The sequence below is a fragment of the Lamprobacter sp. genome (genome assembly GCF_034860625.1).
Taxonomy (GTDB): Bacteria; Pseudomonadota; Gammaproteobacteria; order Chromatiales; family Chromatiaceae; genus Lamprobacter.
This window is the reverse complement of sequence record NZ_JAYESN010000014.1, coordinates 15,016-39,867: the sequence shown is the minus strand read 5'-3', so window position 1 is coordinate 39,867 and position 24,852 is coordinate 15,016. Positions and strand designations below refer to the sequence as shown.

Sequence of the window (24,852 nt, the reverse complement as noted above, 5' to 3'; positions counted from 1 at the left end):
CCGCGGTGAAGCGATGAGCTGGTTCGAGAAGCTGATCCCGAGTCGCATCCGGACCGAGGCGATCAGCAAACGGGCAGTGCCCGAAGGCCTCTGGGATAAGTGCCCAGGTTGCAACGCGGTGCTCTATCGGGCTGACCTGGAGCGTAACCTCGAGGTCTGCCCCAAGTGTGGTCATCATAATCGGATGCTCGCTCGTAAACGGCTCGAGCAATTCCTTGATCCGGACTCGGCCGAGGAGATTGGTGTCGAGCTGGATTCGACCGATCCGCTCAAGTTCAAGGATATGAAGAAGTACAAGGATCGGCTCAGCCAGGCGCAAAAGCAGACCGGCGAGAAGGAGGCGTTGATCGTCATGCGTGGCCGGCTCAAAGGCATGGCCTGCGTCGCCGCGGCGTTCGAGTTTCGGTTCATGGGCGGCTCGATGGGCTCGGTGGTCGGGGAGCGTTTCGTGCGCGGGGTCGATGCCGCGCTCGAGCAGAACGCCGCGATGGTCTGCTTCTCGGCCAGCGGTGGGGCGCGGATGCAGGAATCACTGTTCTCGCTGTTCCAGATGGCGAAGACCAGCGCCGCGCTTGGGCGTTTGCGCGAGGCAAGGTTGCCCTTCGTCTCAGTGATGACCGATCCCACCATGGGCGGCGTCTCGGCGAGTCTGGCCATGCTCGGCGATATCAATATCGCCGAGCCGGGCGCATTGATCGGCTTCGCTGGCCCGCGCGTGATCGAACAGACGGTGCGCGAGACCCTGCCGGATGGTTTTCAGCGCAGTGAATTCTTGCTCGATCACGGGGCCTTGGATCAGATCTGCGATCGACGTGAGTTGCGCGACCGAACCGCCGATCTGATCGCGATGCTGATGCGCCGCTCGCTGCTCGATGAAACCCTGCCCGAGGCCAACGGCTCTGATGAGTCGGTGATCGTTGAGTCGTGCGCCCTGTTGCCAAGTCCGCTCTGAGCCGGTGGCTGCGGGCGCGCGGTTTCAAACCCTGGCAGACTGGCTCGCCTGGCAGGAGACCCTGCACCCGAGTCGGATCGACCTCAGGCTTGAGCGCGTGGGTGCGGTCTGGCAACGGTTGCATCCGGAGCTTAAGCCGGGTCGGCTGCCTTGTGCTGTGATCACTGTTGCCGGAACCAATGGCAAGGGCTCCTGCGTCGCCTATCTCGAGGCCTGGTATCGTGCGGCTGGCTATTGCTGTGGCGCCTATACCTCGCCGCATCTGCTGCGCTACAACGAGCGCGTTCGGATCAACGCTGAGATGGCCGCTGACGAGGACCTGTGCGCGGCCTTCGCACGCATCGACCAGGTTCGGGCGGATGCCTCGCTGACCTATTTCGAGTTTGGCACCCTCGCGGCATTTGATCTCTTCGTTCGGGCTGGCGTTGAGATCGCCCTGCTCGAGGTCGGTCTTGGCGGGCGTCTTGATGCGGTGAATATCATCGACGCGGATGTTGCGCTGGTAGCGAGCATTGGCTTTGACCACTGCTCATGGCTGGGTGATACCCTTGACCAGATCGCCTTTGAGAAGGCCGGTATCTTTCGCGCCGGACAGCCGGCGGTGATTGGGCAGCGCGATGCGCCAGCCCGCTTACGCGAGCGCGCTGAAGAGGTCGGCGCGCTACCGATGCAGCTTGGGCGGGAGTTCGATTGGTCCGCGGAGGTCGGGCAATGGGCCTGGCGCGGTCCGCTCAGCAAACAGCATGGGGCGTTGCCAGCACCGGCCTTGCGGGGGCGCCGGCAGTTCGACAATGCAGCCGCGTCGCTCTGCGCTTTGGAGCAGCTGAGCGATCGGTTCCCAGTCAGCCTGGTGGCGATTCGGCAGGGCTTGTTGCGGGTCAAGCTCGAGGGGCGATTCAGGGTGCTGCCGGGGCGGCCGACCTGGGTGCTTGACGTTGCGCATAACGACAAGGCCGCCCTGACCTTGGCCGAGAACCTGGCGAGTTACCCCTGCGCAGGGCGGCGCTTGGCGGTTCTCTCGTTGCTTGCGGATAAGGATGCGCGCGCGGTGATCGCGCCGCTTGCGCCTTTGATCGAGGGTTGGCACATTGGGCGCTCGACGAGTGAGCGGGCGATGGCGCTGGAGGACTTAGCGGCGGCCTTGGCCGATGTGGCGCCTGCGGTCGGCTGCCTTGCGCATCCCGATCTCGAGCAGGCGTTTGCGGCAGCTGCAGCCCAGGCCGAGCCGGATGATCTGATCCTGGTGTTCGGCTCGTTCGTGACGGTTGAGGCTGCGCTGCGCAGCCCGATCATTGCTGCTGTATAATTGGCCGTTGGGCAACGAGCAGGTACCTTGGGGTCATGACGCGGATGGATGAAGCGGCTAAGAGGCGTCTGGTCGGTGCAGCCGTTTTGGTTGCGCTGGCGGTGATCTTTGTGCCAATGCTGGTCGAGCACAGCGATGATGAGTTCGGTGAGCCGATCATTATCCCTGAGGTGCCAGAACAAGATGATGCCTTGGGTGGCGATGCCGAAACGCTGATGACCGAGTCGGGATCTGAGTGGCCGCTCCCGGAGCCTGATGATGTGCCGCTGCCGCTGCCAACACCGGAGCCACCAGGGTCGGCGTTGGATGCTGAGCCGCTTGCAGCCGATGTGCGTTCGACAGTGCCGAGCGAAGCCAGCAGATCCTCAGCGGAGCGCCCGGCGAGGGAGTCGAGTGCGACGGCGAGCGGGGCGCGTCCTGATCGCGCTCGTGGCGAAGCCACAGCCCCTGCGACCGCTGGCCCCAAGCCGATCCCGCCTGGCACGCGGGCCTGGGTGATCCAGGTCGCGAGTCTCGGCTCGCCGGAAGCGGCCCGATCCCTCCAAGATGAGCTGCGCACCAAGGGCTATCCGGCCTTTGTTGAGCAAGCGGATGTCGGTGGGCGTCGCTATTACCGGGTGCGTGTGGGCCCTGAGATTGAGCGTGCGCGGGCAGATCGTCTCGCCACGCAGCTTGCTTCCGATACCGGTGCTCAGCCATTGGTCCAGCGATACCCTTAGGCGCTGCGACCTTGGTGTTGTTGCGGCCTGCGTTGGCGGCATCGAGCCCGGCTCTCATCGGAGCTGATGGGCTTCAACGACCAGGCATGCGATCTACGGGTTTCAAGATAGGGCTCGACGAGGTTTAGGCAGGACCAACTATGATCTGGGTTGATTACGTCATCATCGCCATCATCGCGCTTTCGGCGCTAGTCGGGCTCGCGCGAGGCTTGGTACGCGAGGTGATCTCTCTGGTGGTCTGGGTGGCCGCGTTGGCAGCGGCTTGGCTGTTCTACGAGCCTGTCGCCCTTCAGTTGACGCCTTGGATCTCGACACCTTCGTTGCGGATCGGGGTCGCGGTCTTGATCCTGGTGTTTGCTGTGCTGATCGCCGGCGCGATCTTTGGCTACCTGCTCGCGACCCTGGTCGACAAGACGGGATTGACCGGCACTGACCGTCTTCTAGGTGTGGTCTTTGGCGGTGCAAGAGGTGTGGTGCTGGTCGCTTTGATGGTCTTTTTGGCCTCACTCACGCCGCTCACTGCGGACCCCTGGTGGGAGCAATCGCAACTGCTCGATCAGTTTAAGATCCTCGCGGATTGGATGCTGGAGCAGGTGCCGCCGGATGTGACCGAGCGCATCAAGGCATTCTGAGGCAGGACCATGTGTGGAATCGTCGGTATCGTCGGCAAGTCGCCGGTGAATCAGATCCTCTACGACGCCCTACTGGTGCTCCAGCACCGGGGCCAGGATGCCGCCGGCATCGTCACCAGCCACAGCAAAAAGCTACACATGCGCAAAGATACCGGGCTGGCGCGTGATGTGTTTCGCACCCGACACATGCTGCGCCTGCGCGGCAACATGGGTATCGGCCATGTCCGCTATCCGACCGCCGGCGGCTCTTGCTCCTCTGAGGCGCAGCCGTTCTACGTCAACTCACCCTATGGGATTGTGCTGGCCCACAACGGCAACCTGACCAATGCGGAAGAGTTGAAACGCGACGTCTTCGTTGATGATCTCCGACACATCAACACCGAGTCTGATTCCGAAATCCTGCTCAACGTCTTCGCCCACGAACTGCAGCTGCAGAACAAGCTGCGCATCAACGAGCAAGACATCTTTCGCGCCGTCGAGGGTGTGCACCGACGCTGTCGCGGCGGCTATGCGGCGGTGGCAATGATCCCGGGCTTTGGCGTGTTCGGCTTTCGCGACCCGCACGGCATTCGCCCGGTGGTCTACGGCAAGCGCGAGACTGAGGCTGGTGACGAATACATCATCGCCTCCGAGAGTGTGGCGCTGGACACCATTGGCTTTGAGCTGATCGGTGATGTTGCCCCTGGTGAGTGTGTCTTCATCGATATCGACGGCCATCTGCACACCAAGCAATGTGCGCCGCAGCCGGTGCTCTCGCCTTGCATCTTCGAGTTCGTCTACTTTGCGCGGCCAGACTCGATCATCGACAACATCTCGGTGCACAAGGCGCGCTCGCGCATGGGCAAGAAGCTGGCGAGCAAGATCAAACGGGTCTGGCCCAATCACGACATCGACGTCGTGATTCCAGTGCCAGACACTAGCCGCACCGCCGCGCTGCAATTGGCCAATCATCTTGGCGTGCCCTATGCCGAGGGCTTCATCAAGAATCGCTACATTGGCCGTACCTTCATCATGCCGGGACAGCAGGTGCGGAAGAAGTCGGTGCGCCAGAAGCTGAACGCGATCGATCTTGAGTTTCGCAAGAAGAACGTGCTCTTGGTCGATGACTCGATCGTGCGTGGGACGACATCGCAGCAGATCATCCAGATGGCGCGCGACGCCGGTGCTCGAAAGGTCTACTTCGCATCCGCCGCGCCGCCGGTCCGGTATCCGAACGTCTACGGGATCGATATGCCCTCGGCCAGCGAGCTGATCGCGCACGATCGGAGCGAGGCCGAGATCGAGGAGGAACTCGGTGCTGACCGACTCTTTTTCCAAGACCTCGATGATCTCATCGACGCGGTACAGAAGCGCGGCAAGAGTCTGGTCGACCGCTTCGATACCTCGGTGTTCGATGGGGTTTATGTGACCGGCGATGTGACGCCGGGCTACCTCGAAGAGTTGGAGCGCGCCCGCAACGATGGCGCCAAGGAAGAGCGTCAGTCGCGCCAGGACGAGACCGTCATCGAGCTCTACAACACCGCATGAAGCTCGCGACCCGCGCGATCCGCACTGGGCATCAGCGCACCGCTGAGGGTGAGCACTGCGAGCCGATCTTCGCCACCTCGAGCTTTGTCTTCGAGAGTGCCGCTGAGGCCGCCGCGCGCTTTTCTGGCGAGCAACCGGGGAATATCTACTCGCGCTTTACCAACCCGACCGTGCGTGCCTTTGAGCAACGGCTCGCAGCGCTCGAGGGCGGTGAGGCTTGCGTTGCAACCGCGTCCGGGATGGCCGCGATCCTGGCCACCTGCATGGGCTTGCTGCAGGCTGGAGACCGCATCCTCGCCGCGCGCAGTCTGTTCGGCAGCACCACCATGCTGTTCGACAAATACCTTGCGCGTTTCGGTATCGCCACCGACTACGTCCCGCTCAGCGACCTTGATGCCTGGGCCGCCGCGATCCGCCCCGAGACCAAACTGCTTTTTGCTGAGACCCCATCGAACCCGCTTACCGAGATGGTCGCGATCCGACCGCTGAGCGAGATTGCCCACGCGCGAGGCTGCCTGCTCGCTATCGATAATTGCTTCTGCACACCGGCGCTGCAGCGCCCGCTCGAGCATGGCGCCGATCTGGTGATCCATTCGGCGACCAAGTATCTGGACGGGCAGGGTCGCTGCGTTGGCGGCGCCGTGGTTGGGGATGTCAAGCGGGTTGGCGAAGATGTCTACGGTGTCGTGCGCACCGCCGGTCCCTCGCTGAGTCCCTTCAATGCCTGGCTATTTCTGAAGGGACTAGAGACACTGTCGTTGCGCATGCAAGCCCACGCCGCGAGCGCGCTGCTGCTGGCTCAGTGGCTCGACGCACATCCGGCCGTCGCGCGCGTCTACTATCCCGGTCTGCCGGATCACCCGCAGCATCATCTGATCGCTGATGGCCCCCGTGACGGCCCAAGCGCTGGTCCAGAGGCACAGCAGCAGACCGGCGGCGGCATCATCGCCTTCGAGGTGGCATCGGCCCATCCGAGCCGAGCGCGCGAGGCCGCCTGGTCGGTGATCGACGCCACCCAGATGCTCTCGATCACCGCGAACCTCGGCGATACCAAGACCACCATCACCCATCCGGCGACCACCACCCACGGTCGTCTGAGTCCCGAGGCGCGAGCCGCAGCGGGTATCAGCGAGGGGCTGATCCGGATCGCCGTTGGGCTTGAGGATGTGGCTGATATTCAGACCGATCTGGCGCGCGGACTTGCCGCGGGCCCGATGTGACTGCGGCGGCGCTCCTAGAGATTCGGTTTCATTGTGCGCGAGATCAAGCAGCGATTGACTAGTTTGGAGACCTCTGTAGCGGGTTTGCGACGCGATAGCGCGCACTTTTATGGCGACGTGGATCGACAAACCATCGAGATATGACCGCCTTGCGGAGCGGATCGAGCAATCCATTGCCTTCGAGCTCCGTTATCGATGGCCGTCGGTGGCTGCTGCGTTCAGCAGTTCTTGCAGATCTCTCGGGTAAATTCCTCGAGCTTGTGGGTATCGGCGGCGAAGAGTCGGATGCCTTCCGAGAGCTTATCGGTCGCCATGGCGTCTTCGTTCAGCGCCCAGCGGAACTCCTGCTCGTTAAAGCTAACGCGGGGCAGGTCCATTGATCGCGCCGCTTCGGCGTCAAGCTTGCGCGGCACTGGACCCTCGGTCTCGGCGAGCTCGGCGAGGAACTTGGGCGCGATGGTCAGGTAGTCGCAGCCAGCAAGCTCGAGGATCTCATCGAGATTGCGGAAACTGGCGCCCATGACGATGGTCTTGTAGCCGTGGCGCTTGAAGTAGTTGAAGATCTGGGTCACCGATTTGACACCCGGGTCTTCGTCTGCGGGATAGCCATTCACATTCTCGGCGTGTTTGTACCAATCCAGGATGCGGCCGACGAACGGTGAGATCAGTGTGGCCCCGGCCTCGGCGCAAGCGACGGCCTGCGGGAAGCTGAACAGCAAGGTGAGATTACAATGCACGCCTTGGCTTTCGAGCTGCTCGGCAGCTCGGATGCCTTCCCAGGTCGAGGCGATCTTGAACAGCACGCGCTCGCGCGGATCAACGCCAATATCCTCGTAGAGCTGAATCAGGCCCTCGGCGCGGGCAATGGTGGCTTGGGTGTCGAATGACAGTCTTGCGTCGATCTCGGTGGAGACGCGGCCGGGCACGATCTTCAGAATCTCGGCGCCGAAGTTGACAGCCAACTTATCCATGGTCCAGAGGGCATGCTCGTCGGCGTTGTTGCCCTTGTCTTTGCCAAAACTCACCGCGTCTTCGACCAGATGGCGGTAGGCTGACATCTGCGCAGCCTTATAGAGCAGTGACGGGTTCGTGGTCGAATCCTGCGGCTTGTACTCGGCGATAGCCTCGAAGTCACCGGTATCGGCGACCACGGTGGTCATGGTCTTGAGTTGCTCGAGCTTGCTCATATGGGTCACCTTGGATGGGCCGGAATGGGTCAGTGTCTGCCTAGGGCCTTACCATAGTGGATGCCGCTCAAGATTGGGAATAGGGGGTCGACACTTGGCTGCTGAATCTTATTGATTGATGGATAATGTAAGGATGGTTGATCGCCCAGGCCAGCCAGGCCAGAGCCGTTGAAGTCCTTCAACAAGGTGCGAAAAACGATGCAAGAGCCGGTGGATGTGCTTGATCCTGGGCAGCGGGCGGATCTGGCGACCAAGCAGATCCTGCGCGGTCAGCTAGAGACGATCAAGGCGAATATCGAAGGCGCGCGCCAGAACCTGGATAGCGAATACCTGCACGATCTGCGCGTTGCGACCCGGCGGACACGCTCGGCACTGGGGCAGATCAAAGAGGTCTTTCCGGAAGATGTCGTCGCTGATTTCAAGCAGCGTTTTGCCTGGCTGCAGCAGGTGACTGGACCGGTGCGCGATCTCGATGTCTATCTGCTCGATTTCCCAGCAATAGAGCAGCGCTTGCCGCCGGCCTTGAGGCGTGACTTGCAACCACTGTATGCGCAGCTGCTTCAGCGCCATGCGGAGGCTCAACGTCAGCTAGCGAGCGAGCTCGGGTCGCCGCAATGCATTCGCTTGTTGCAAGACTGGCAAGCCTTTATCGATGCGCCGGTGCCGGGCGTTGAGGCGGTAAGCAGCCGGATTGAAGGGCAGCCTGATGCGAGCCTCGCCCAGACGGGTAAGGCTGATGGTATCGGCGAGCGATCCTGTGTCGATGGCGAGCAGCGATCGTTACAGGCATGGCTGCCCAAGCAGGCTGCCGCGCCGATCAAGCAGGTTGCTGATCAGCGGATTCGAAAGATGCTCAAGCGGGTGCGTGCTGAGGGTAACGCGATCACGGAGCAGTCACCGCCAGAGGATCTGCACGAGTTGCGCAAGAGCTGTAAGAAGCTCCGGTACTTGATGGAATTCTTTCAGGGCCTGTACCCGAAGGGCCGGATGCGGGAGCAGCTGAAGCAGATCAAACTGCTGCTTGATCATCTTGGCCGATTCCAAGATGCCGCAGTTCAGGCCGCGCACCTGCGCGAGTACGCTGAGTCAAGCGCTGGCGATCATGCGCTGCCGCCTGCAACGCTGCTGGCGATGGGAGCGCTGGTCGGGCAACTGCTGCAGGACCAGGCATGCGTCCGGGATCGATTCAGCGCGATCTTCGCCGGTTTCAGCAGCGCGAAAAATGCTCGGCGCTTTAGGATATTGCTGGCCACTGACCCTCTCTCTCGGCATCAGCGAGCGGCATAACCTTTAATCTGCGCTATCTGCGGTTGATGGGGTTAACAATCGGCGCAGGATGTCGGTGTAGATCGCCGAGAGCTGATCTAGCTCGTCGATGCCAACACACTCGTTGACTTTGTGGATGCTGGCATTGATCGGGCCAAGCTCGACGACTTGGGCGCCCGTTGGGGCGATGAAGCGTCCGTCCGAGGTGCCGCCGACGGTCGAGAGCTGAGTCGGCCCGCCGGTGACAGCGAGGATCGCGGCTTGGGTGGCGTCGACCAGTGCGCCGGTGGGGGTTAGGAACGGATGACCGGAGACGCGCCAGTCGATCTGGTGATCGAGTCCGTGGCGGTCAAGGATGGCGTGGATGCGCTGTTGGAGGCTTTCCGGCGTCTGCTCGGTCGAGAAGCGGAGGTTGAACAGGACCTCGAGCTCGCCAGGGATGACGTTGTCGGCGCCGGTGCCGGCGTGGATGTTCGAGATCTGGAAGCTGGTTGGGGGGAAGTGGTCGTTGCCCTCATCCCAACATTCCGTGCAGAGCTCGGCTAAGGCGGGTGCCGCGCGGTGCACAGGGTTGTCGGCGAGCGTCGGATAGGCCACATGGCCTTGCTTGCCGCGGATGCGCAGCCGGCCGCCAAGGCTGCCGCGTCGGCCATGCTTGATGATGTCACCGAGCCGCTGATGGCTGGATGGCTCACCGACCAAGGCATAGTCGATGCGCTCGTCGCGCGCTGAGAGCGCCTCGACGACGCGGCGGGTGCCGTCGATCGAGGGGCCTTCCTCATCGCTGGTGATCAAGAAGGCGATCGAGCCCTGATGATCGGGATGTTCAGCGACGAAGCGCTCGGTCGCGGTGATCATCGCCGCCAGCGAGCCCTTCATGTCGCAGGCGCCGCGGCCATAGAGCAGGCCGTCGCGGATCTCGGGCGCGAACGGATCAGAGGCCCAGTCGGTGAGCGGGCCGGGCGGCACCACATCGGTATGGCCGGCGAAGCAGAACAGCGGGCCGTCGCTGCCGCGCCGTGCCCAGAGGTTGTCGACCTCACCGAAGCGCATCGGCTCGATGGTGAAGCCGAGTGCCGCCAACCGCTCGGCCATCAACGGCTGGCAGCCGGCGTCTTCAGGGGTGACTGAGTGCCGGCGGATCAGGTCTAGGGCCAGATCGAGGGTCGGGGAGACGTTGGTGTCTGTGGACATCATGCGGCTGATCTATCGAGAAGCGGCGAGACTGAAAAGTGTTTGGGGCCTTGGCTAGGCGCACTGGTTGTGGAGCATGCGCTCAGATATCCCGCAGCAGCTCGTTGATGCCGACCTTGCCGCGGGTCTTCTCGTCGACCTGCTTGATGATGACCGCGCAGTAGAGGCTGTGGCTGCCGTCTTTCGAGGGCAGGTTGCCGGGGACGACGACAGCGCCGGCGGGCACCCGGCCATAGGTGATCTCGCCGGTCTCGCGATGATAGATCTTAGTGCTCTGGCCGATGTAGACCCCCATCGAGATCACCGCGCCCTGCTCGACGATGACGCCCTCGACGATTTCCGAGCGGGCGCCGATGAAGCAGCCGTCTTCGATGATGGTCGGCGCGGCCTGGATCGGTTCGAGCACGCCGCCGATGCCGACGCCGCCGGAGAGGTGCACGTTCTTGCCGATCTGCGCGCAAGAGCCGACCGTGGCCCAGGTGTCGACCATGGTGCCGGAATCGACATAAGCGCCGATGTTGACGTAGGAGGGCATCAGCACGCAGCTCGGCGCGATATAGGAGCCGCGCCGGGCGGTGGCTGGTGGCACCACGCGCACGCCGCCATCGCGGAAGTCCTTGGAGCTGACGTCGGCGAACTTCGAGGGCACCTTGTCGTAATAGTTGGTGAAGCCGCCCTTGATGAACTGGTTGTCTTCGATGCGGAACGAGAGCAGCACCGCCTTCTTGATCCAGTCGTTGACCACCCAGTCGCCATCGTGTGGCTGGGCGACGCGCAGCTCACCGCGATCAAGGCGCTCGATGGTATCGAGGACGGCATCGCGCACGCGGGTTTCGACCGTGCGTGGGGTGATCTCGGCGCGATGCTCGAAGGCCTGCTCGATGATGGCTTGCTGTTCGCTGTGTTGGTCGGACATAGGGGCTCCTGTGGAGACTGATGAAAAGAAAATGTTGAAGAGAGGGGGTGTTGGAAAGGCGGTGCTAAGTGGCCGTCCATTTTCGACTTCCCGATGATCGCCCAACACTGGTTCTCAAATCGGGAAGAGGTTGATGGACGGTTTTTAAGGCAATGGTTGGCAAACCCTGCGCCTGTTCATCACTGCTCGCAGACCGCGCGGATGCGCTGTGCGGCCTCGATGCAGTCGTCGAGCGGTGGCACCAGCGCCATGCGGATATGGTTCAGACCGGGGTCGCCCTGGTCGTCGGCGCGCGATAAGAAGCGCCCTGGCAGTACGCGCAGATTCTGCTCGGCGAGCAGGCGGCGCGCAAACGTATCATCTGGGATCGGCGTGCGCGGCCAGAGATAGAAGCCGGCTGGCGGCGCGTTGACTTCGAGCACGCCGTCCAGGATCTTGAGCACGGCAGCGAACTTCTCGCGATATAGGCGCCGATTCTCGATCACATGCGCCTCATCTTGCCAGGCCAGCAGGCTCGCCTGCTGATGCTGCAACGGCATCGCGCAGCCATGGTAGGTGCGGTACTGGAAGAACGGCTCGATGAGCTGCGCATCGCCGGCGACGAAACCGGAGCGCAGCCCCGGCGCGTTGGAGCGCTTCGATAAGCTGTGAAAGCAGAGGCAGCGCCGATAATCGTCGAGACCCAGGGCAGCGGCGGCCTGCAGCAGACCGGGCGGTGGGCTCGCCTCGTCAAGATAGAGCTCGGCGTAGCATTCGTCAGAGGCGATGATGAAATCGTGCCACTGCGCCAGCTCGATCAGCCGCATCAGCTGGGCTTGGTCCATGACCGCGCCGGTCGGGTTGCCGGGTGAGCAGATGTAGATCATTTGGCAGCGCTTCCAGACCGCCTCGGGTACTGACTCGAGGTCTGGTCGCCACTGCGTTGCTTCGGTGCAGGGGAGCAGATAAGGTGTGGCCCCAGCGAGCAGCGTGGCCCCCTCATAGATCTGATAAAAGGGGTTCGGCATCAGCACCAGCGCCGCATCGCGCGGGTCGATCAGCGCCTGGGCGACGGCGAACAGGGCCTCACGGGTGCCATTCACCGGCAGTACCTGAGTCTCAGGGTTGATCGCCGCTGGTCCGAGCTTGAAGCGGCGACAGAGCCAGTCGGCAAGCGTTTGACGTAGCTCGAGCAGCCCGCGGGTGCTCGGATAGCTGGAGAGCTGGTGGATGTGCGCGACCAAGGCATTGCTGATCAATGACGGGGTCGCGTGCTTGGGCTCGCCGATCGATAAGGAGATGGGTGGAATCTCGGCCGCGGGCTCGATATCGCGCATGAGCGCCGCCAACTTCTCGAACGGGTAGGGTTGCAGGCGGCTGAGGTTTGGGTTCATGGCAACGAGCGTGGCGACGCTGCGGGCCTTGAGTGGCCGCGCCGTCGAAAACGGAGTTCGTGAAATAATCCGCGAGTATAGGCTAGGGGGCTGATCTGCTCCACTCAAGCGGTGATGACGACGACCGCCAGCATGCCGAGGTGCTGTTTGATCAGGGCCGGGGATGAGTCCTCGTTTGGGTTCGAGTGGGTCTCTCCGCCATCACAAGGGGGAATCGATTCGATGCGTCTGATCCATGCTATCCATCATGTCAGCCTGATCGTGGCCGACACCGAGCGCGCGCTTGGCTTTTATCGGGATCTGCTCGGCCTCGAAGTCGATCCTGAGCGGCCAGAGCTCGGCTATCCCGGCGCCTGGCTGCGGATTGGCGCTCAGCAGATTCACCTGTTGGAGCTACCCAATCCTGACCCCATCGAAAGGCGTCCTCCGCACGGTGGGCGCGATCGGCATCTCGCCGTTGTGGTGACGCATCTGGATGCGGTGGCCAGGCTGCTTGAAGGCGCTGGCATCGGCTACAGCCTGAGCCGCTCGGGGCGCCGGGCGTTGTTCACGCGTGATCCCGATGCCAACGCGCTCGAGGTGATTGAGCAGCCTGACCCTGAAACGGACGCCCCGTCTTCAGGGGCGGCGGCGCGCTAGCTTCGTGAACAGACTCAGCAGGCTGCCTCAAGGGGCTTCCGGTGCGAACACCGCCATGCAGCCTTACCAACCGTTGTAATACCAGAGATTGTTCCAGTCGGATGGGGCTAGACCGCGCGTGCTGTCGCTGGGTTGTTCGTCAGCTGCCCTGACTTGGGGGTTGAGACTGCCGCCAGCGAAGGGGGTGAGGGCCGGCGCCAACGGCTGATTGGGGGTCAGGGGACTGAACCAAGGGCCGCGATTCAGATAGAGTCGACGCTCAGTTTCGAACAGATCGCGCATCTCTTCTTGCCGTCGTCGCACCAGCTCTTTGTGCTCATCGCGTTGAGCGGCCCCGATCGGGTCCAATGCCTTCATGCGTGCCTCGTGCGCATGGCGGCGCTGCTCACGCAGGGCGCGCCGCTGGGCTCGCACCTCTTCGAGCCAAGGCGGTGTTGATGACGGCGGGCCTATCTGACCCGGCATGGCATGCATTGGCCCTGGTCCCGGCGGTCCCTCTGTCTGTCTGTCTAGCTCCGTCGCAACCAGTTGGGTGCTCGTCAAGCCTAAGACGATGAGCAATAAGAAAGGACATAATGAACAAGGGCGTGCGATCGACATCGTCAATCCGAATGGCTCTTTTTGGGAAAATTGAGCTGGCATCTGCCTGGCAAATTTCAAGCGTCGGGGATTCAGGGGGTTGAGCTTTGGTCAAGGCGGTCGTGGATCTCTCGTCGTAGGCAGCTCAGGGTCTGCCCGCAGCGCACCGGCGTCCCATCTCGGGTGGCGATGAAGAAGACGTCTTCGACTTCGGCGCCAACCGTCGCAATCTTGGCCCCTTGTACCTGAATATCGCAGCCTTCGAAGACGGCGCCCATTTCGGCGAGTAGTCCTGGCCGGTCGCGGGTGGTGAGGTGCATCAGCGTGCGCTGATTGGTGGCATCTTCGGTAAAGCTAATGCGGGTCTCGATCGGGAAGTACCGCAACTGGCGCGGCAGCCGGCGGTTGACGCGCAGCTCGGCGTTCGGCGGTTGCTGCAATTCGTGGCGTAGCTCGCTCGCTAATTCCTCGCTGGGCTCGCCTTGGTCCAGCGGCTCATGGTCGCGGGTCAGGACTTGGAAGACGTTCAGCGCGATGCCGTCATCGGTGGTCATGATGCGCGCATTGACGATGTCGAGGTTGCGCTGGTCGAGCAGGGCCGTGATCTGCACGAACAGGCTCTCGCGATCCCGCGTGTAGATGAAGATCTCGGTGCAGCCGCGTGTTGGCAGCAAGCGCAGGCTGACGATCGGCAGCTCTTCAGGGCTGGACTCGAGGATGCGCTTGGTCTGCCAGGCGATCTCCTCCGGCTGGCTGGGGGCAAAGAAGTCGACCGAGAAGCGGAACCAAAGGTTGCGGCAGTCCTCGGCCTCGACGCCTTGGCGCGCGAGGATGCGCATGGCCTCGATCTGCTTCTGCTCGATCAGCACATCCTGCGCCTGCGGATTGTCGAGCCCGCGGTTGAGGCTGCGCCGGGCGGCTTGATAAAGCTCGCGCAGCAAGGCGTCCTTCCAACTGCTCCAGCGCTTCGGGTTGGTGCCGCGAACGTCGGCGACCGTCAGCAGGTAGAGGTAGTCGAGCCGGTTGATATCGCTGACCTGCTCGGCGAAGGCTTGGATCACGGCCGGATCAGAGATGTCCTTGCGTTGAACAGTGACCGACATCAGCAGATGGTGCTCGACCAGCCAGGCGACCAATCGGCTATCGAATTCGCTCAGATAGTGCAGTTGGCAGAAGTCCCAGGCGTCATGGGCGCCGAGCAGCGAATGATCGCCACCACGACCCTTGCCGATGTCGTGGAAGAGGCCGGCTAGATAGAGGATCTCGAGCTTCGGGACGCGCCTTGCCACGGCGCTGCAGAGTGGCAGCTCGTTATCGTGCGCGGGCACTGAAAAGCGGCGCAGATTGCGCAGCACGCGCAGGGTGTGCTCATCGACGGTATAGACGTGGAAGAGGTCGTATTGCATGCGCCCGACGATGTTGGCGAACGCTGGGATGTAGCTGGCGAGCACGCCGTAGCGGTTCATCCGACGCAGTGTCTGGGTGACCCCGCTGGGGTGGCGCAGGATCTCCATAAACAGGCTGCGCGCGCGCACATCTTCGCGGAAGTCGTCGTCGATGCGATGGCGATTTTCGCGGATTAAGCGAATGGTTGATGCGCGCACCCCGCGCAGGTTTGGCCGCAGTTGCAGCTGATGGAAGACCTCAAGCAGCGCGATTGGCCGCTGTTTGAAGACCTTGTCATGGGTGACTTCCAGATAGCCGCTGCGGCTCTGGAAACGGCGGTTGATCGGTTCTGGCGGGCCGATGCGATCGTGCAGCAGGATCGCCTCGCGGAACAACTGCAACAGCATCTCGTTGAGCCGGTTCAGCTCCATCACGGTGCGATAGTACTGTTGCATGAACTGCTCCACGGCGAGGTTGTCGCTGTGGTCGCTGTAGCCAAATTGCTCGGCCAGGGTGCGCTGATAGTCGAACAGCAGCCGATCTTCGTGACGACCGGTGAGTCGATGCAGCGCGAAGCGAATCCGCCAGAGCAGGGCGCGGCCTTCGATCAGCGCGAGGTGCTCGCTCTCGGTCAGGAAGCCATGCTCGACCAGTTCGTGCAGCGAGTCTGAGCCGAAGTGGCGCTTGGTCACCCAAGAGATCATCTGGATGTCGCGCAGCCCGCCCGGATTCTCCTTGATGTTCGGCTCGAGGTTGTAGGCGGTCTCGCCATAGCGCCGCCAGCGCTTGTGCTGCTCCTCGATCTTGGCCTCGAAGAAGCGGTCGGTCGGCCACAGCTGATCCGGTGCGATCGCCGCTTGCAGCTGGTCGAAGAGCGCGCCGCGCCCGGTGATAAAACGGGCCTCGATCAGGTTGCTGATGACGGTGAGATCATCGGCCGCGGCGGCCGCGCACTCAGAGAGTGTCCGCACCGAATGGCCGAGCTCGACACCGATATCCCAGAGAAAGGTCACTAGCTCGGTGAGAGGCCCCTGCAAGGGCTCGAGCTGGCCTTCGTCGACCAAGATCAAGAGGTCGATGTCCGAGGCTGGATGCAGCTCGGCGCGGCCATAGCCGCCGACGGCAATCAGGGCGCCGGCATTGGGCTCGGGCATCAAGCGCTGCCAGGCGCAGCGCAGCACCATGTCGACCAAGGCCGAGCGCGCAGCGAGCAGTTGACCGACAGGGATACCCTGTGCGTAGCTTTCAAAGAGACGGTCGCGGCCATCCTTGAGGGTTCGCCGAAACCCCTTCAGGGCGCTGCTGGGATCGGCACTGAGCAGCTCGGCCTCGCGCTCTAGGAGGTCGAGCCCTAAGGTGCCCTCGGTCTTCACCCGGTGCCTGTCCGCAGTTGGACAGGCGCTGCGTTGTCCTTAGCCAGGTCGGCGCCTTGTATACCAGAGGCCGCCGCTCGTTCTTCCTCGCGCAGGGTTAACACCTCGTGGCCGCTGTTGGTGATCAGGATGGTGTGCTCCCACTGCGCTGAGAGCGCTCGATCCTTGGTCACGACGGTCCAGCCGTCCGGGAGGAGCTTGACGTGGCGTTTGCCGGCATTGACCATCGGCTCGATGGTGAAGCACATCCCCGCCTGCAGTCGGAGTCCGTCGCCCGGCTTGCCGTAATGGAGCACCTGCGGCTCTTCGTGAAATTCGCGCCCGATACCGTGACCGCAGTATTCGCGCACCACCGAGAAGCGATTTTTCTCGACGAAGGTCTGGATGGCATGGCCGATGTCGCCAAGGGTTGCGCCCGGTCTGGCCGCGTCGATGCCGATCCGCATCGCTTGTTGGGTGATCTCGACCAGCCTGCGCGCCAGCACCGTTGGCTCGCCAACAAAGAACATCTTGCTGGTATCACCGTGGTAGCCGCCTTTGATCACAGTGACATCGATATTGATGATGTCGCCTTTTTTTAGGCGCTTGTTGCCTGGGATTCCGTGGCAAACCTGGTTGTTGACCGAGGTGCAGATCGAACGCGGGAAGCCGCGATAGTTGAGGGGGGCCGGAATGGCGTCGAGCTGGTTGACGATATAGTCATGACAGATGCGATCGAGTGCATCGGTAGTGACGCCAGGAACCACGTGCGACTCGATCATTTCGAGCACCGATGCGGCCAGCCGGCCGGCAACCCGCATCTTTTCAATCTCCTCGGCGCTTTTGATAGCAACACTCATAAGGTTCGTGGGTCCCGCGACTGCGATGCTGGATTCAAGAGTGAAAGCGGCGACGGCAACGCGCTGTCGAGCGAACGACGAGCGCCTAACTAACACCGCGGCGGTTTGCGACCATCGAACCCGCCATGGTATAAGACGCAGCGGAGTCGGGCAATCAGCCAGCGTTCCGTTCTCCGCGTTTTCTTCTCACACAGATGTCGCCGCCGGCGGGTCAGGTCAAGGTCCGAAACCCTTGCGCGCGCGGCGAGCAACAAGACGCCACACACGTGCCGACACATGATGCTGGGTGCCTCGTTTAGAGGTTGCATCATGGGGCGCGTGGAGGCCCAACCCAATACGAGTACATGATCATGAGCGACGTATCGATGCGGGACATGCTGCAGGCCGGTGTCCATTTCGGCCATCAGACCCGTTACTGGAACCCGAAGATGGCGGCCTACATCTTCGGGCAGCGAAATAAGATCCACATCGTCAACCTCGAGCGGACCCTGCCGCTTTACCAAGAGGCGATGGGCTATCTGGGCAAGCTTGCGGCCAACGGCGGTAAGGTTTTGTTCGTTGGCACCAAGCGTGCCGCGCAGGAGGCGATCCGCGAGGAGGCGGTGCGGTGCAATATGCCCTACGTGAATCATCGTTGGCTTGGCGGCATGCTGACCAACTTCAAGACGGTCAAGCAATCCATCGCGCGGCTCAAAGAGCTTGAAACCATGTTCGAGGATGGCAGCATCGAGCGCTTCGGCAAGAAGGAGCAGCTCACCCTGCGCCGCGAACTCGACAAGCTTGAGCTCAGCCTAGGTGGCATCAAGCACATGAACGGGTTGCCAGATGCCCTCTTCGTGGTCGATGTCGGCCATGAGAAGATCGCCGTCAATGAAGCCAACAAGCTGGGCGTCCCCGTGGTTGGCGTGGTCGATACTAATAACGACCCCAGCCACGTCGACTACGTGATTCCTGGTAATGATGATGCGATCCGCGCGGTGCGGCTTTACATCGAGGGTGCGGCCTCGGCCATCCTTGATGGGCGTCAGACCGCAGCGGCCATGGCCGGCGGACGCGATCTTGCAGACGAGCCTGAAATGGCCACCGCTGGCTGAGCGAGCCACTAGGCGCATTTGAATCTCTCCCGAGCGGGCGACGTGCCTGACTCGGGCTTAATCTAATTTTCGGGAGTGACTCATGGCGATTTCAGCCGCACTGGTCAAGGAGCTGCGCGAGCGTACCGGCGCCGGCATGATGGAATGCAAGAAGGCGTTGGTCGAGACGAATGGCGATATCGACGCTGCCATCGAGGCGATGCGTAAGTCGGGGCAGGCAAAGGCCGCGAAGAAGGCCGGGCGCGTTGCTGCGGACGGGGTCGTTGAGCTGCGTATCGCAGACGACGGCAGCACAGCTGTGGTGGTCGAGGTCAATAGCGAGACTGATTTTGTTGCCAAGGATGCCCATTTTGCTGGTTTTGCAGCCGCTGTCGCCGAAACGGCGCTCTCGAGCGGCGTGAGCGACGAAGGCGCGCTCGCCAGTCAACCATTGGCCGATAGCTCAGGGCAAACCGTGGAAGAGGCGCGTCAGGCGCTGATCGCAAAGATCGGGGAAAATGTGGCCGTTCGCCGCATGCAGCGTTTCGATAGCCCGGTGGGCACCTTCTATCAGTATAAGCACGGCGTGCGCATTGCTGTCTTGGTCGAAATGCTTGGGGGCGATGAGGCCTTGGGGCGCGACATCGCGATGCACATCGCCGCCTCGAGTCCGCTCTGTGTCTCGCCCGAAGAGGTGCCGGCGGAGGCCCTTGCAAAGGAGCGCGAGATCTTCCAAGCTCAGGCGCTGGAGAGTGGCAAACCGGCCAACATCATCGACAAGATCACCGAGGGCCGGTTGCGAAAATTCCTCGAAGAGGTGACCTTGGTCGGTCAGTCCTTCGTGAAAGACCCTGATACCCAGGTCGGCGATCTACTCAAGGCGCGCGGCGCCGAGGTCAAACGCTTCGTCCGCATGGAAGTTGGGGAGGGTGTCGAGAAGAAGGTCGAGAATTTTGCCGATGAGGTCAAGGCCCAAGCTGGCCAGGTCGAGGGCTAGCCGTCAACCCTAAGGCGTAAGGATCGGATCGTGTCGCAGACCCCCTATCGGCGTATCTTGTTGAAGTTGAGCGGAGAGGCGCTGCTCGGCAATGAATCCTGTGGCATCGATCCGAAACTGTTGGGGCGACTGGCTGACGATATCGCGGACTTGGCCCGCCAAGGACTGCAGATCGCCTTGGTCATCGGTGGCGGCAACATCTTCCGTGGTGCCGCGCTGGCGGCCGAAGGCATGGATCGCGTCACTGGGGATCACATGGGGATGTTAGCGACGGTCATGAACGCGCTGGCGATGCAAGATGCGCTTGAGCGCCGTTCGGTCCCCACTCGTGTGATGTCGGCACTCAAGGTGAACCAGGTCTGCGAAGACTACATTCGCCGACGTGCGTTGAGGCATTTGGACAAGGGGCGCGTGACCATCTTTGCAGCCGGAACCGGCAACCCTTTCTTTACCACCGATTCAGCCGCTAGCCTTCGCGCGGTCGAGATCGGCGCTGATCTGCTGGTCAAGGCGACCAAGGTCGACGGGGTCTTCTCTGACGACCCGATGACGAATCCGCACGCGATCTTCTACAAACGATTGACCTATGATCAGGCCATCGCCGAGCGGCTGAAGGTGATGGATACAACGGCCATTGTGCTCTGCCGCGATCATGGGATTCCGCTGCGCATCTTGAACATTTACGAGGCCGGCGCGCTTGCCCGAGTGGCGGCGGGTGAGGATATTGGCTCGCTGGTGGTAACGGGAAACGAACAATGATCGACGACATCAAGAAAGACGCGGCTGATCGGATGTCAAAGAGCGCGGAGGCCTTGCGTCACGAGCTTGCGAAGATCCGCACCGGGCGAGCTCACCCCTCGCTGCTTGACCACCTGAAGGTGAGCTACTACGGCTCCGACGTGCCGATCAATCAGGTCGCCAACGTCGCCGTCGAGGATGCTCGCACCCTGACCGTGACCCCTTGGGAGCGCACCATGGTGCAGGCGGTCGAGAAGGCGATCATCCAGTCGGATCTCGGCGTCAACCCGAACAGTGCGGGGACTGTTATTCGTGTGCCGATGCCCGCGCTGACCGAGGAGCGGCGTCGTGACCTGCAGCGGATCGCTCGGCAAGAAGCGGAACAGGCCCGAGTGGCGGTGCGTAACATTCGCCGCGATGCTAATCATGAGCTGAAGGAGTTGGTCAAAGAAAAGCTGATTTCTGAAGACGATGAGCACCGCGGTCAAGAGATCGTGCAGAAATTAACGGATCAGTTCGTCAAAGAGGTGGATCAGATCTTGGACGAGAAAGAGCAGGATCTGATGGCGATTTGAGGCGCGTGACTGTCTCCTGTCTCCCTTGCCTCATGTTACTGCCTCGTGAAGCTCGCTGATCATTCATGTCTTCAGCGCCGATTGTTGACTGCGAAGGAGCCTCATTCAAGGTACCCATCCATGTCGCCATTATCATGGACGGCAATGGGCGTTGGGCACGACAACGGGGCTTGCCAAGGACGCAAGGCCATCGCGCTGGGGCAAAGAGTGTTCGCGCTGTGGTCGAGCAGAGCCTCCGCAGTGGCGTGAAGATCCTCACGCTGTTTGCGTTTAGCAGCGAGAATTGGCGGCGCCCAAGGTCTGAGGTCAATACCCTGCTCGAGCTCTTCATGAGTACTCTGAGGACTGAGGTCAGCCGCCTTGCCGAGCACGGCGTGAAGCTGCGCTTCATTGGCGACCTGTCTGCGTTCTCCGACCGGCTGCAGCGCCAACTCGTTGCCGCCGAGACGGCGACCCGCGATGGCGATGCCTTGCTGCTACAGGTTGCGGCCAATTACGGCGGTCGCTGGGACATTGCGCAATCGACCCGCGCCCTTGCCCAGGAGGTCGCTGCGGGCCGGCTTGAGCCAGGCGCGATCACTGAGCAGCTCATCGATTCACGGCTCTGCACCGCTGGGCTAGCTGAGCCCGATCTGTTCATTCGCACGGGCGGCGAGAAACGCATTAGCAACTTTCTGCTGTGGCAGTCTGCCTATGCCGAGCTCTATTTCTCTGATCTGATGTGGCCAGAGTTTGATGCCGACGCCTTTGTCGCCGCCCTGAAGGATTTCGGTCGACGTCAGCGGCGCTTTGGACTCACCAGCGAGCAGGTCACTGAGTTAGCGGAAGTCTATGGCACCTGATCAGACCGGTTGGTGGACTCCGGCCTTGCGTGCCCGGGTGCTGACCGCAGGCTTGTTGGCGCCCTTGGTGATGGTCGGCGTGCTGCTGTTGCCGACCGGTTGGGTCGCACTGCTGATGGCCCTGTTTGTTGCGATGGGCGCTTGGGAGTGGTCAGGATTGGCGGGTTTTGAGGCTCGGCAGGCACGCCTCGGCTACGTGGTCCTCACGCTCCTGTGCTTGCTGTTCTTGTGGCTTGCCGCCGTTAACGCGCTCGGTGTCGTCATGGTTGCCTTGGCCGCGCTCTGGTGGCTCCTGCTCTCAGTGCGATTAGGCTTGATCGAGCGCATTGATCAGCCGCGCCAGGTCGAGCCGATGTTGCTGCTGCTAGGTGCGCTCGTGTTGGTCGCGCCTTGGCTGGCGTTGGTGTTGCTCCACGGGCTTCCGGGGGATGGCCCCGGCATTACGCTTGGCTTGCTGATGTTGATCTGGATTGCGGATTCGGCGGCCTATTTTGGTGGCCGGCATTTTGGCGGCGCAAAGCTGTCGGTCCTGTTGAGCCCGGGCAAGACCCGCGCGGGGGTCTACACCGGGCTGGCCGCGGCGGCACTTTGGGGCGCGCTCATCGCCGCCCTGCTTGGCTTGTCGGCGTTCAAGACGTTGCTCATCGTTCTAATCTGCGTGGTCACGGCGGTGATGTCGGTGGTCGGCGATCTGTTTGAGAGCTTGCTTAAGCGCCGGCGTGGGATCAAGGATGCTGGCTCTCTGTTGCCAGGCCACGGCGGCATGCTGGATCGGATCGATAGTTTGACGGCAGCGGCTCCGATCTTTGCACTAGGCTACATCTGGCTGATTGGTGGGCAATGACGGAGGTGAGGCGATGATTGGTATCACGGTGCTCGGGTCGACCGGCTCCATTGGTGTGAGTACGCTGGATGTCGTGCTTCGACATCCGGACCGCTTTCGGGTGGTCGCGCTGAGTGCGCAGCGCAATGTCGAGCGCATGGCCGAGCAATGCCGGCGCGTTCAGCCTGCCTACGCGGTGATGGTCGATGCCTCGGCCGCGGCTGATTTGCGCGAGCGGCTTGCGGATATGTCGCAACCGCCCGAGGTGCTTGCGGGCGCCGAGTCGCTCGAGACCATTGCCGCACTGCCCGACACCGACTATGTGATGGCGGCTATCGTCGGTGCCGCCGGTCTGCAATCGACCCTGGCCGCGGCCCGTGCCGGTAAGCGCGTCTTGCTGGCGAACAAGGAAGCCTTGGTCGTGGCTGGCGAGATCATGATGCGGGCTGTGGCAGAGAATAATGCCCTGCTGCTGCCGATCGATAGCGAGCACAACGCCATCTTCCAGTGCATGCCGCCAAGCTTTGCTGAGGGATTGGGTCAGTGCGGCGTTGAGCGTATCCTGCTGACTGCCTCGGGCGGGCCGTTTCGGGATGCGGCGCCTGAGTCTCTGGCGGCAGTGACGCCAGATCAGGCCTGCGCGCATCCAAATTGGCAGATGGGGCGCAAGATCTCGGTCGATTCCGCGACCATGATGAATAAAGGACTCGAGATCATTGAGGCCTGCTGGTTGTTCAATACCTCAGCCGCAAAGATCCAGGTCGTTGTCCATCCGCAGAGCGTGATTCACTCGATGGTCCAGTACTCTGATGGCTCGGTGTTGGCGCAACTGGGCAACCCGGACATGCGCACCCCGATCGCGCATGCCCTGGCCTGGCCTGAGCGCATGGCTTCCGGGGTCGAGCCGCTGGATCTGTTTGTGACTGCCCATCTCGACTTCGAGCCGCCGGCACCGGAGCGTTTCCCCTGTTTGGCGCTCGCGTATCGTGCTGCCGCTGAAGGGGGTACCTCTGCGGCGGTGCTGAATGCGGCCAATGAGGTCGCGGTAGCCGCTTTCCTGGCAGAACGGATCGGTTTTACCCAGATCGCGACACTGGTCGAGCGGACGATGGACCAGCTACCAGCCGAGCCTGTGGGCGCAGATGGCCTTGAGCATCTGCTCGCGGTTGATGCCCGCGCACGGCAGATCGCGGAACAACATCTGCTCCAAATGGCCGCTTAATCCGATATGCTCGACCTACTGCTCAAGCTCGGCGCCTTCCTCGTCGCGATCATCGTCCTGGTGACCGTGCATGAGTTCGGGCATTTTTGGGTGGCTCGACGGCTTGGGGTCAAGGTGCTGCGTTTCTCAATCGGTTTCGGCCGGCCGCTGCTGACCTGGCGCCGCCGCGCTGACCCGACCGAGTACGTCATTGCCGCGATCCCCGCTGGCGGTTACGTCAAGATGTTGGATGAGCGCGAGGAGCCAGTGCCTGAAGCCGAATTGGGGCAGGCCTTCAATCGGCAAAGGTTATGGGTGCGCTCGGCCATCGTCGTGGCTGGTCCCGCCTTCAACTTCCTCTTCGCCTTCCTACTCTATTGGCTGCTGTTCATGGCTGGGGAGTCCGGTCTCAAGCCTGAGATTGGCGAAGTGGTGCCACAGAGTATCGCGGCTGACGCAGGCTTTGAGTCTGGGGATCTGGTGCTCGCAGTGGAGGATCGCCCGACCCCGACTTGGAGTGCCGTTTGGCTTAGCACGTTGGCCGAAGGGATCGGTGGTGATGACCTCAGTATCCGTGTCCAACGGCCCGATGGCAGCGAACGGGTGCGTGTGCTAGACGGCGGTCGACTGGCTGGCATCGAACCCAGCCAGGGTTTTCTTGATGCAATCGGCCTTCAACGCGCCTCGCCGCGCATTCCCGCGGTCATTGGCGAGCTGATCCCCGGCGAACCGGCAGCGGAGGCGGGGCTGGAGGTCGGTGATCGGGTGTTGCAAATCGATGGGGCCGAGGTGAGCGACTGGCAGACCCTCGTTGAGGCGGTTCAGACGCGCCCTGATCACGTCCTTCGTCTGACCATTGAGCGCGGCGCTGAGCGTATGACGCTGTCGATCCGTCCACGGCTGGTTGAGGCGCAGGGTCAGGTGAGCGGGCGTATCGGTGCGGGTGTGCTCTACCCCGAGGATCTCCTTGCCGAACAAGAGGTCTGGGTCAACTACGGCCCCATCGATGCTGCTGCTCAGGCGGGCCGGCGCGTGGTGGACGTCTCCGTGCTGACCTTGCAGATCGTCGGCAAGATGCTGATCGGCACCGCTTCGGTCGAGAACATCAGCAGCCCGATCGGAATCGCCAATGCGGCGGGGCAGACGGCCAGCTATGGTGTGGCGTCGTTCGTTCAGTTCCTTGCGTTGCTGAGCCTGAGTCTCGGCTTGATCAACCTGTTCCCGATTCCGGTTCTGGACGGTGGCCATCTGCTGTACTTTGCCATCGAAGGCGTGATTGGTCGGCCTTTATCCGAGGGCGTTCAGCAACAGGGCCAGCGCATCGGCATCGCCTTGCTGGTCTCGCTGATGGCGCTGGCCTTCTATGTCGACATCACACGATTCCTGAATTGATATCCCTGGGCTGATCTTGCTGGGCTGATTTGGGTGAATCCCTTATACTCGAGCGCTTTGCAGGCGTTGGGGCATCAGGTTGTCATGATCCGATGTGACACTG

General features: G+C 62.1%; 23 protein-coding genes. 16 read left to right on the top strand and 7 right to left on the bottom strand.

What is annotated here, in order from left to right:
- Positions 1 to 13 precede the first annotated feature (13 nt).
- From accD to VBE63_RS05750, 6 genes are all read left to right on the top strand, one after another.
- Complete coding sequence (gene accD / locus VBE63_RS05775; RefSeq protein WP_323682074.1) at positions 14 to 952, top strand: acetyl-CoA carboxylase, carboxyltransferase subunit beta; 939 nt, start codon at positions 14 to 16, stop codon at positions 950 to 952.
- Positions 918 to 2,258 carry a bifunctional tetrahydrofolate synthase/dihydrofolate synthase gene (gene folC / locus VBE63_RS05770; protein ID WP_323682052.1) on the top strand — a complete coding sequence of 447 codons (1,341 nt, stop codon included), beginning with the start codon at positions 918 to 920 and terminating at the stop codon, positions 2,256 to 2,258. The genes accD and folC overlap by 35 nt, the downstream gene beginning before the upstream one ends.
- Positions 2,259 to 2,302: 44 nt before the next feature.
- The gene (locus VBE63_RS05765) at positions 2,303 to 2,977 is read left to right on the top strand and encodes an SPOR domain-containing protein (protein ID WP_323682051.1); all 675 of its coding nucleotides are present in this window, start codon (positions 2,303 to 2,305) and stop codon (positions 2,975 to 2,977) included.
- 140 nt (positions 2,978 to 3,117) lie between these two features.
- On the top strand, positions 3,118 to 3,609 hold the full coding sequence (locus tag VBE63_RS05760) for a CvpA family protein (RefSeq protein ID WP_323682050.1): 492 nt from the start codon (positions 3,118 to 3,120) through the stop codon (positions 3,607 to 3,609).
- Positions 3,610 to 3,618: 9 nt separating this feature from the next.
- On the top strand, positions 3,619 to 5,136 hold the full coding sequence (gene purF / locus VBE63_RS05755; RefSeq protein ID WP_323682049.1) for an amidophosphoribosyltransferase: 1,518 nt from the start codon (positions 3,619 to 3,621) through the stop codon (positions 5,134 to 5,136).
- Complete coding sequence (locus VBE63_RS05750) at positions 5,133 to 6,356, top strand: O-succinylhomoserine sulfhydrylase (protein ID WP_323682048.1); 1,224 nt, start codon at positions 5,133 to 5,135, stop codon at positions 6,354 to 6,356. Before purF ends, VBE63_RS05750 begins: the two co-directional genes overlap by 4 nt.
- A gap of 218 nt (positions 6,357 to 6,574) precedes the next feature.
- Here the strand turns inward: VBE63_RS05750 and tal are convergent, their stop codons facing one another.
- Positions 6,575 to 7,543, bottom strand: a complete 969-nt coding sequence (tal, locus tag VBE63_RS05745; RefSeq protein WP_323682047.1) for a transaldolase — start codon at positions 7,541 to 7,543, stop codon at positions 6,575 to 6,577.
- 198 nt (positions 7,544 to 7,741) lie between these two features.
- On the opposite strand from tal, the gene VBE63_RS05740 reads away from it, so the two are divergent.
- Positions 7,742 to 8,830 (top strand): CHAD domain-containing protein, encoded by a 1,089-nt coding sequence (locus tag VBE63_RS05740; RefSeq protein ID WP_323682046.1) that lies wholly within the window; start codon positions 7,742 to 7,744, stop codon positions 8,828 to 8,830.
- A gap of 3 nt (positions 8,831 to 8,833) precedes the next feature.
- Here VBE63_RS05740 and dapE read toward each other — a convergent pair whose 3' ends face one another.
- The 3 genes from dapE to dapC all read right to left on the bottom strand — a co-directional run bounded on the left by dapE (position 8,834) and on the right by dapC (position 12,292).
- Positions 8,834 to 10,006 (bottom strand): succinyl-diaminopimelate desuccinylase, encoded by a 1,173-nt coding sequence (gene dapE / locus VBE63_RS05735; RefSeq protein WP_323682045.1) that lies wholly within the window; start codon positions 10,004 to 10,006, stop codon positions 8,834 to 8,836.
- Between the two features lie 79 nt (positions 10,007 to 10,085).
- Positions 10,086 to 10,919 (bottom strand): 2,3,4,5-tetrahydropyridine-2,6-dicarboxylate N-succinyltransferase, encoded by an 834-nt coding sequence (gene dapD, locus VBE63_RS05730; protein ID WP_323682044.1) that lies wholly within the window; start codon positions 10,917 to 10,919, stop codon positions 10,086 to 10,088.
- Positions 10,920 to 11,098: 179 nt separating this feature from the next.
- Entirely contained in the window at positions 11,099 to 12,292 is a 1,194-nt protein-coding gene (gene dapC / locus VBE63_RS05725; protein WP_323682043.1) for a succinyldiaminopimelate transaminase, read from the bottom strand.
- Between the two features lie 222 nt (positions 12,293 to 12,514).
- Here dapC and VBE63_RS05720 point away from each other — a divergent pair, with 222 nt between their 5' ends.
- On the top strand, positions 12,515 to 12,931 hold the full coding sequence (locus VBE63_RS05720) for a VOC family protein (protein ID WP_323682042.1): 417 nt from the start codon (positions 12,515 to 12,517) through the stop codon (positions 12,929 to 12,931).
- 63 nt (positions 12,932 to 12,994) lie between these two features.
- Here the strand turns inward: VBE63_RS05720 and VBE63_RS05715 are convergent, their stop codons facing one another.
- From VBE63_RS05715 to map, 3 genes are all read right to left on the bottom strand, one after another.
- A complete protein-coding gene (locus VBE63_RS05715) occupies positions 12,995 to 13,405 on the bottom strand; it encodes a hypothetical protein (RefSeq protein WP_323682041.1) in 411 nt (136 codons plus the stop codon).
- A 197-nt stretch (positions 13,406 to 13,602) separates the two neighbouring features.
- Positions 13,603 to 16,269, bottom strand: coding sequence for a [protein-PII] uridylyltransferase (gene glnD / locus VBE63_RS05710; protein ID WP_323682040.1), 2,667 nt, complete (start codon positions 16,267 to 16,269; stop codon positions 13,603 to 13,605).
- Positions 16,266 to 17,108, bottom strand: a complete 843-nt coding sequence (gene map / locus VBE63_RS05705) for a type I methionyl aminopeptidase (protein ID WP_323682039.1) — start codon at positions 17,106 to 17,108, stop codon at positions 16,266 to 16,268. The genes glnD and map overlap by 4 nt, the downstream gene beginning before the upstream one ends.
- Positions 17,109 to 17,473: 365 nt before the next feature.
- Between map and rpsB the strand changes: the two genes are divergently transcribed.
- The 8 genes from rpsB (at position 17,474) to rseP (ending at position 24,749) form a co-directional block, all read left to right on the top strand.
- The gene (gene rpsB, locus VBE63_RS05700; RefSeq protein ID WP_323682073.1) at positions 17,474 to 18,202 is read left to right on the top strand and encodes a 30S ribosomal protein S2; all 729 of its coding nucleotides are present in this window, start codon (positions 17,474 to 17,476) and stop codon (positions 18,200 to 18,202) included.
- Positions 18,203 to 18,284: 82 nt separating this feature from the next.
- Positions 18,285 to 19,178 carry a translation elongation factor Ts gene (gene tsf, locus VBE63_RS05695; protein WP_323682038.1) on the top strand — a complete coding sequence of 298 codons (894 nt, stop codon included), beginning with the start codon at positions 18,285 to 18,287 and terminating at the stop codon, positions 19,176 to 19,178.
- A gap of 30 nt (positions 19,179 to 19,208) precedes the next feature.
- Complete coding sequence (gene pyrH / locus VBE63_RS05690) at positions 19,209 to 19,937, top strand: UMP kinase (protein ID WP_323682037.1); 729 nt, start codon at positions 19,209 to 19,211, stop codon at positions 19,935 to 19,937.
- Positions 19,934 to 20,491, top strand: coding sequence for a ribosome recycling factor (gene frr, locus VBE63_RS05685; protein WP_323682036.1), 558 nt, complete (start codon positions 19,934 to 19,936; stop codon positions 20,489 to 20,491). The genes pyrH and frr overlap by 4 nt, the downstream gene beginning before the upstream one ends.
- A 65-nt stretch (positions 20,492 to 20,556) precedes the next feature.
- A complete protein-coding gene (uppS, locus tag VBE63_RS05680; protein ID WP_323682035.1) occupies positions 20,557 to 21,333 on the top strand; it encodes a polyprenyl diphosphate synthase in 777 nt (258 codons plus the stop codon).
- Positions 21,323 to 22,177, top strand: a complete 855-nt coding sequence (locus VBE63_RS05675) for a phosphatidate cytidylyltransferase (RefSeq protein ID WP_323682034.1) — start codon at positions 21,323 to 21,325, stop codon at positions 22,175 to 22,177. Before uppS ends, VBE63_RS05675 begins: the two co-directional genes overlap by 11 nt.
- Before the next feature lie 13 nt (positions 22,178 to 22,190).
- Positions 22,191 to 23,378 carry a 1-deoxy-D-xylulose-5-phosphate reductoisomerase gene (gene ispC / locus VBE63_RS05670; protein WP_323682033.1) on the top strand — a complete coding sequence of 396 codons (1,188 nt, stop codon included), beginning with the start codon at positions 22,191 to 22,193 and terminating at the stop codon, positions 23,376 to 23,378.
- A gap of 6 nt (positions 23,379 to 23,384) precedes the next feature.
- Complete coding sequence (gene rseP / locus VBE63_RS05665; RefSeq protein WP_323682032.1) at positions 23,385 to 24,749, top strand: RIP metalloprotease RseP; 1,365 nt, start codon at positions 23,385 to 23,387, stop codon at positions 24,747 to 24,749.
- Positions 24,750 to 24,852 lie beyond the last annotated feature (103 nt).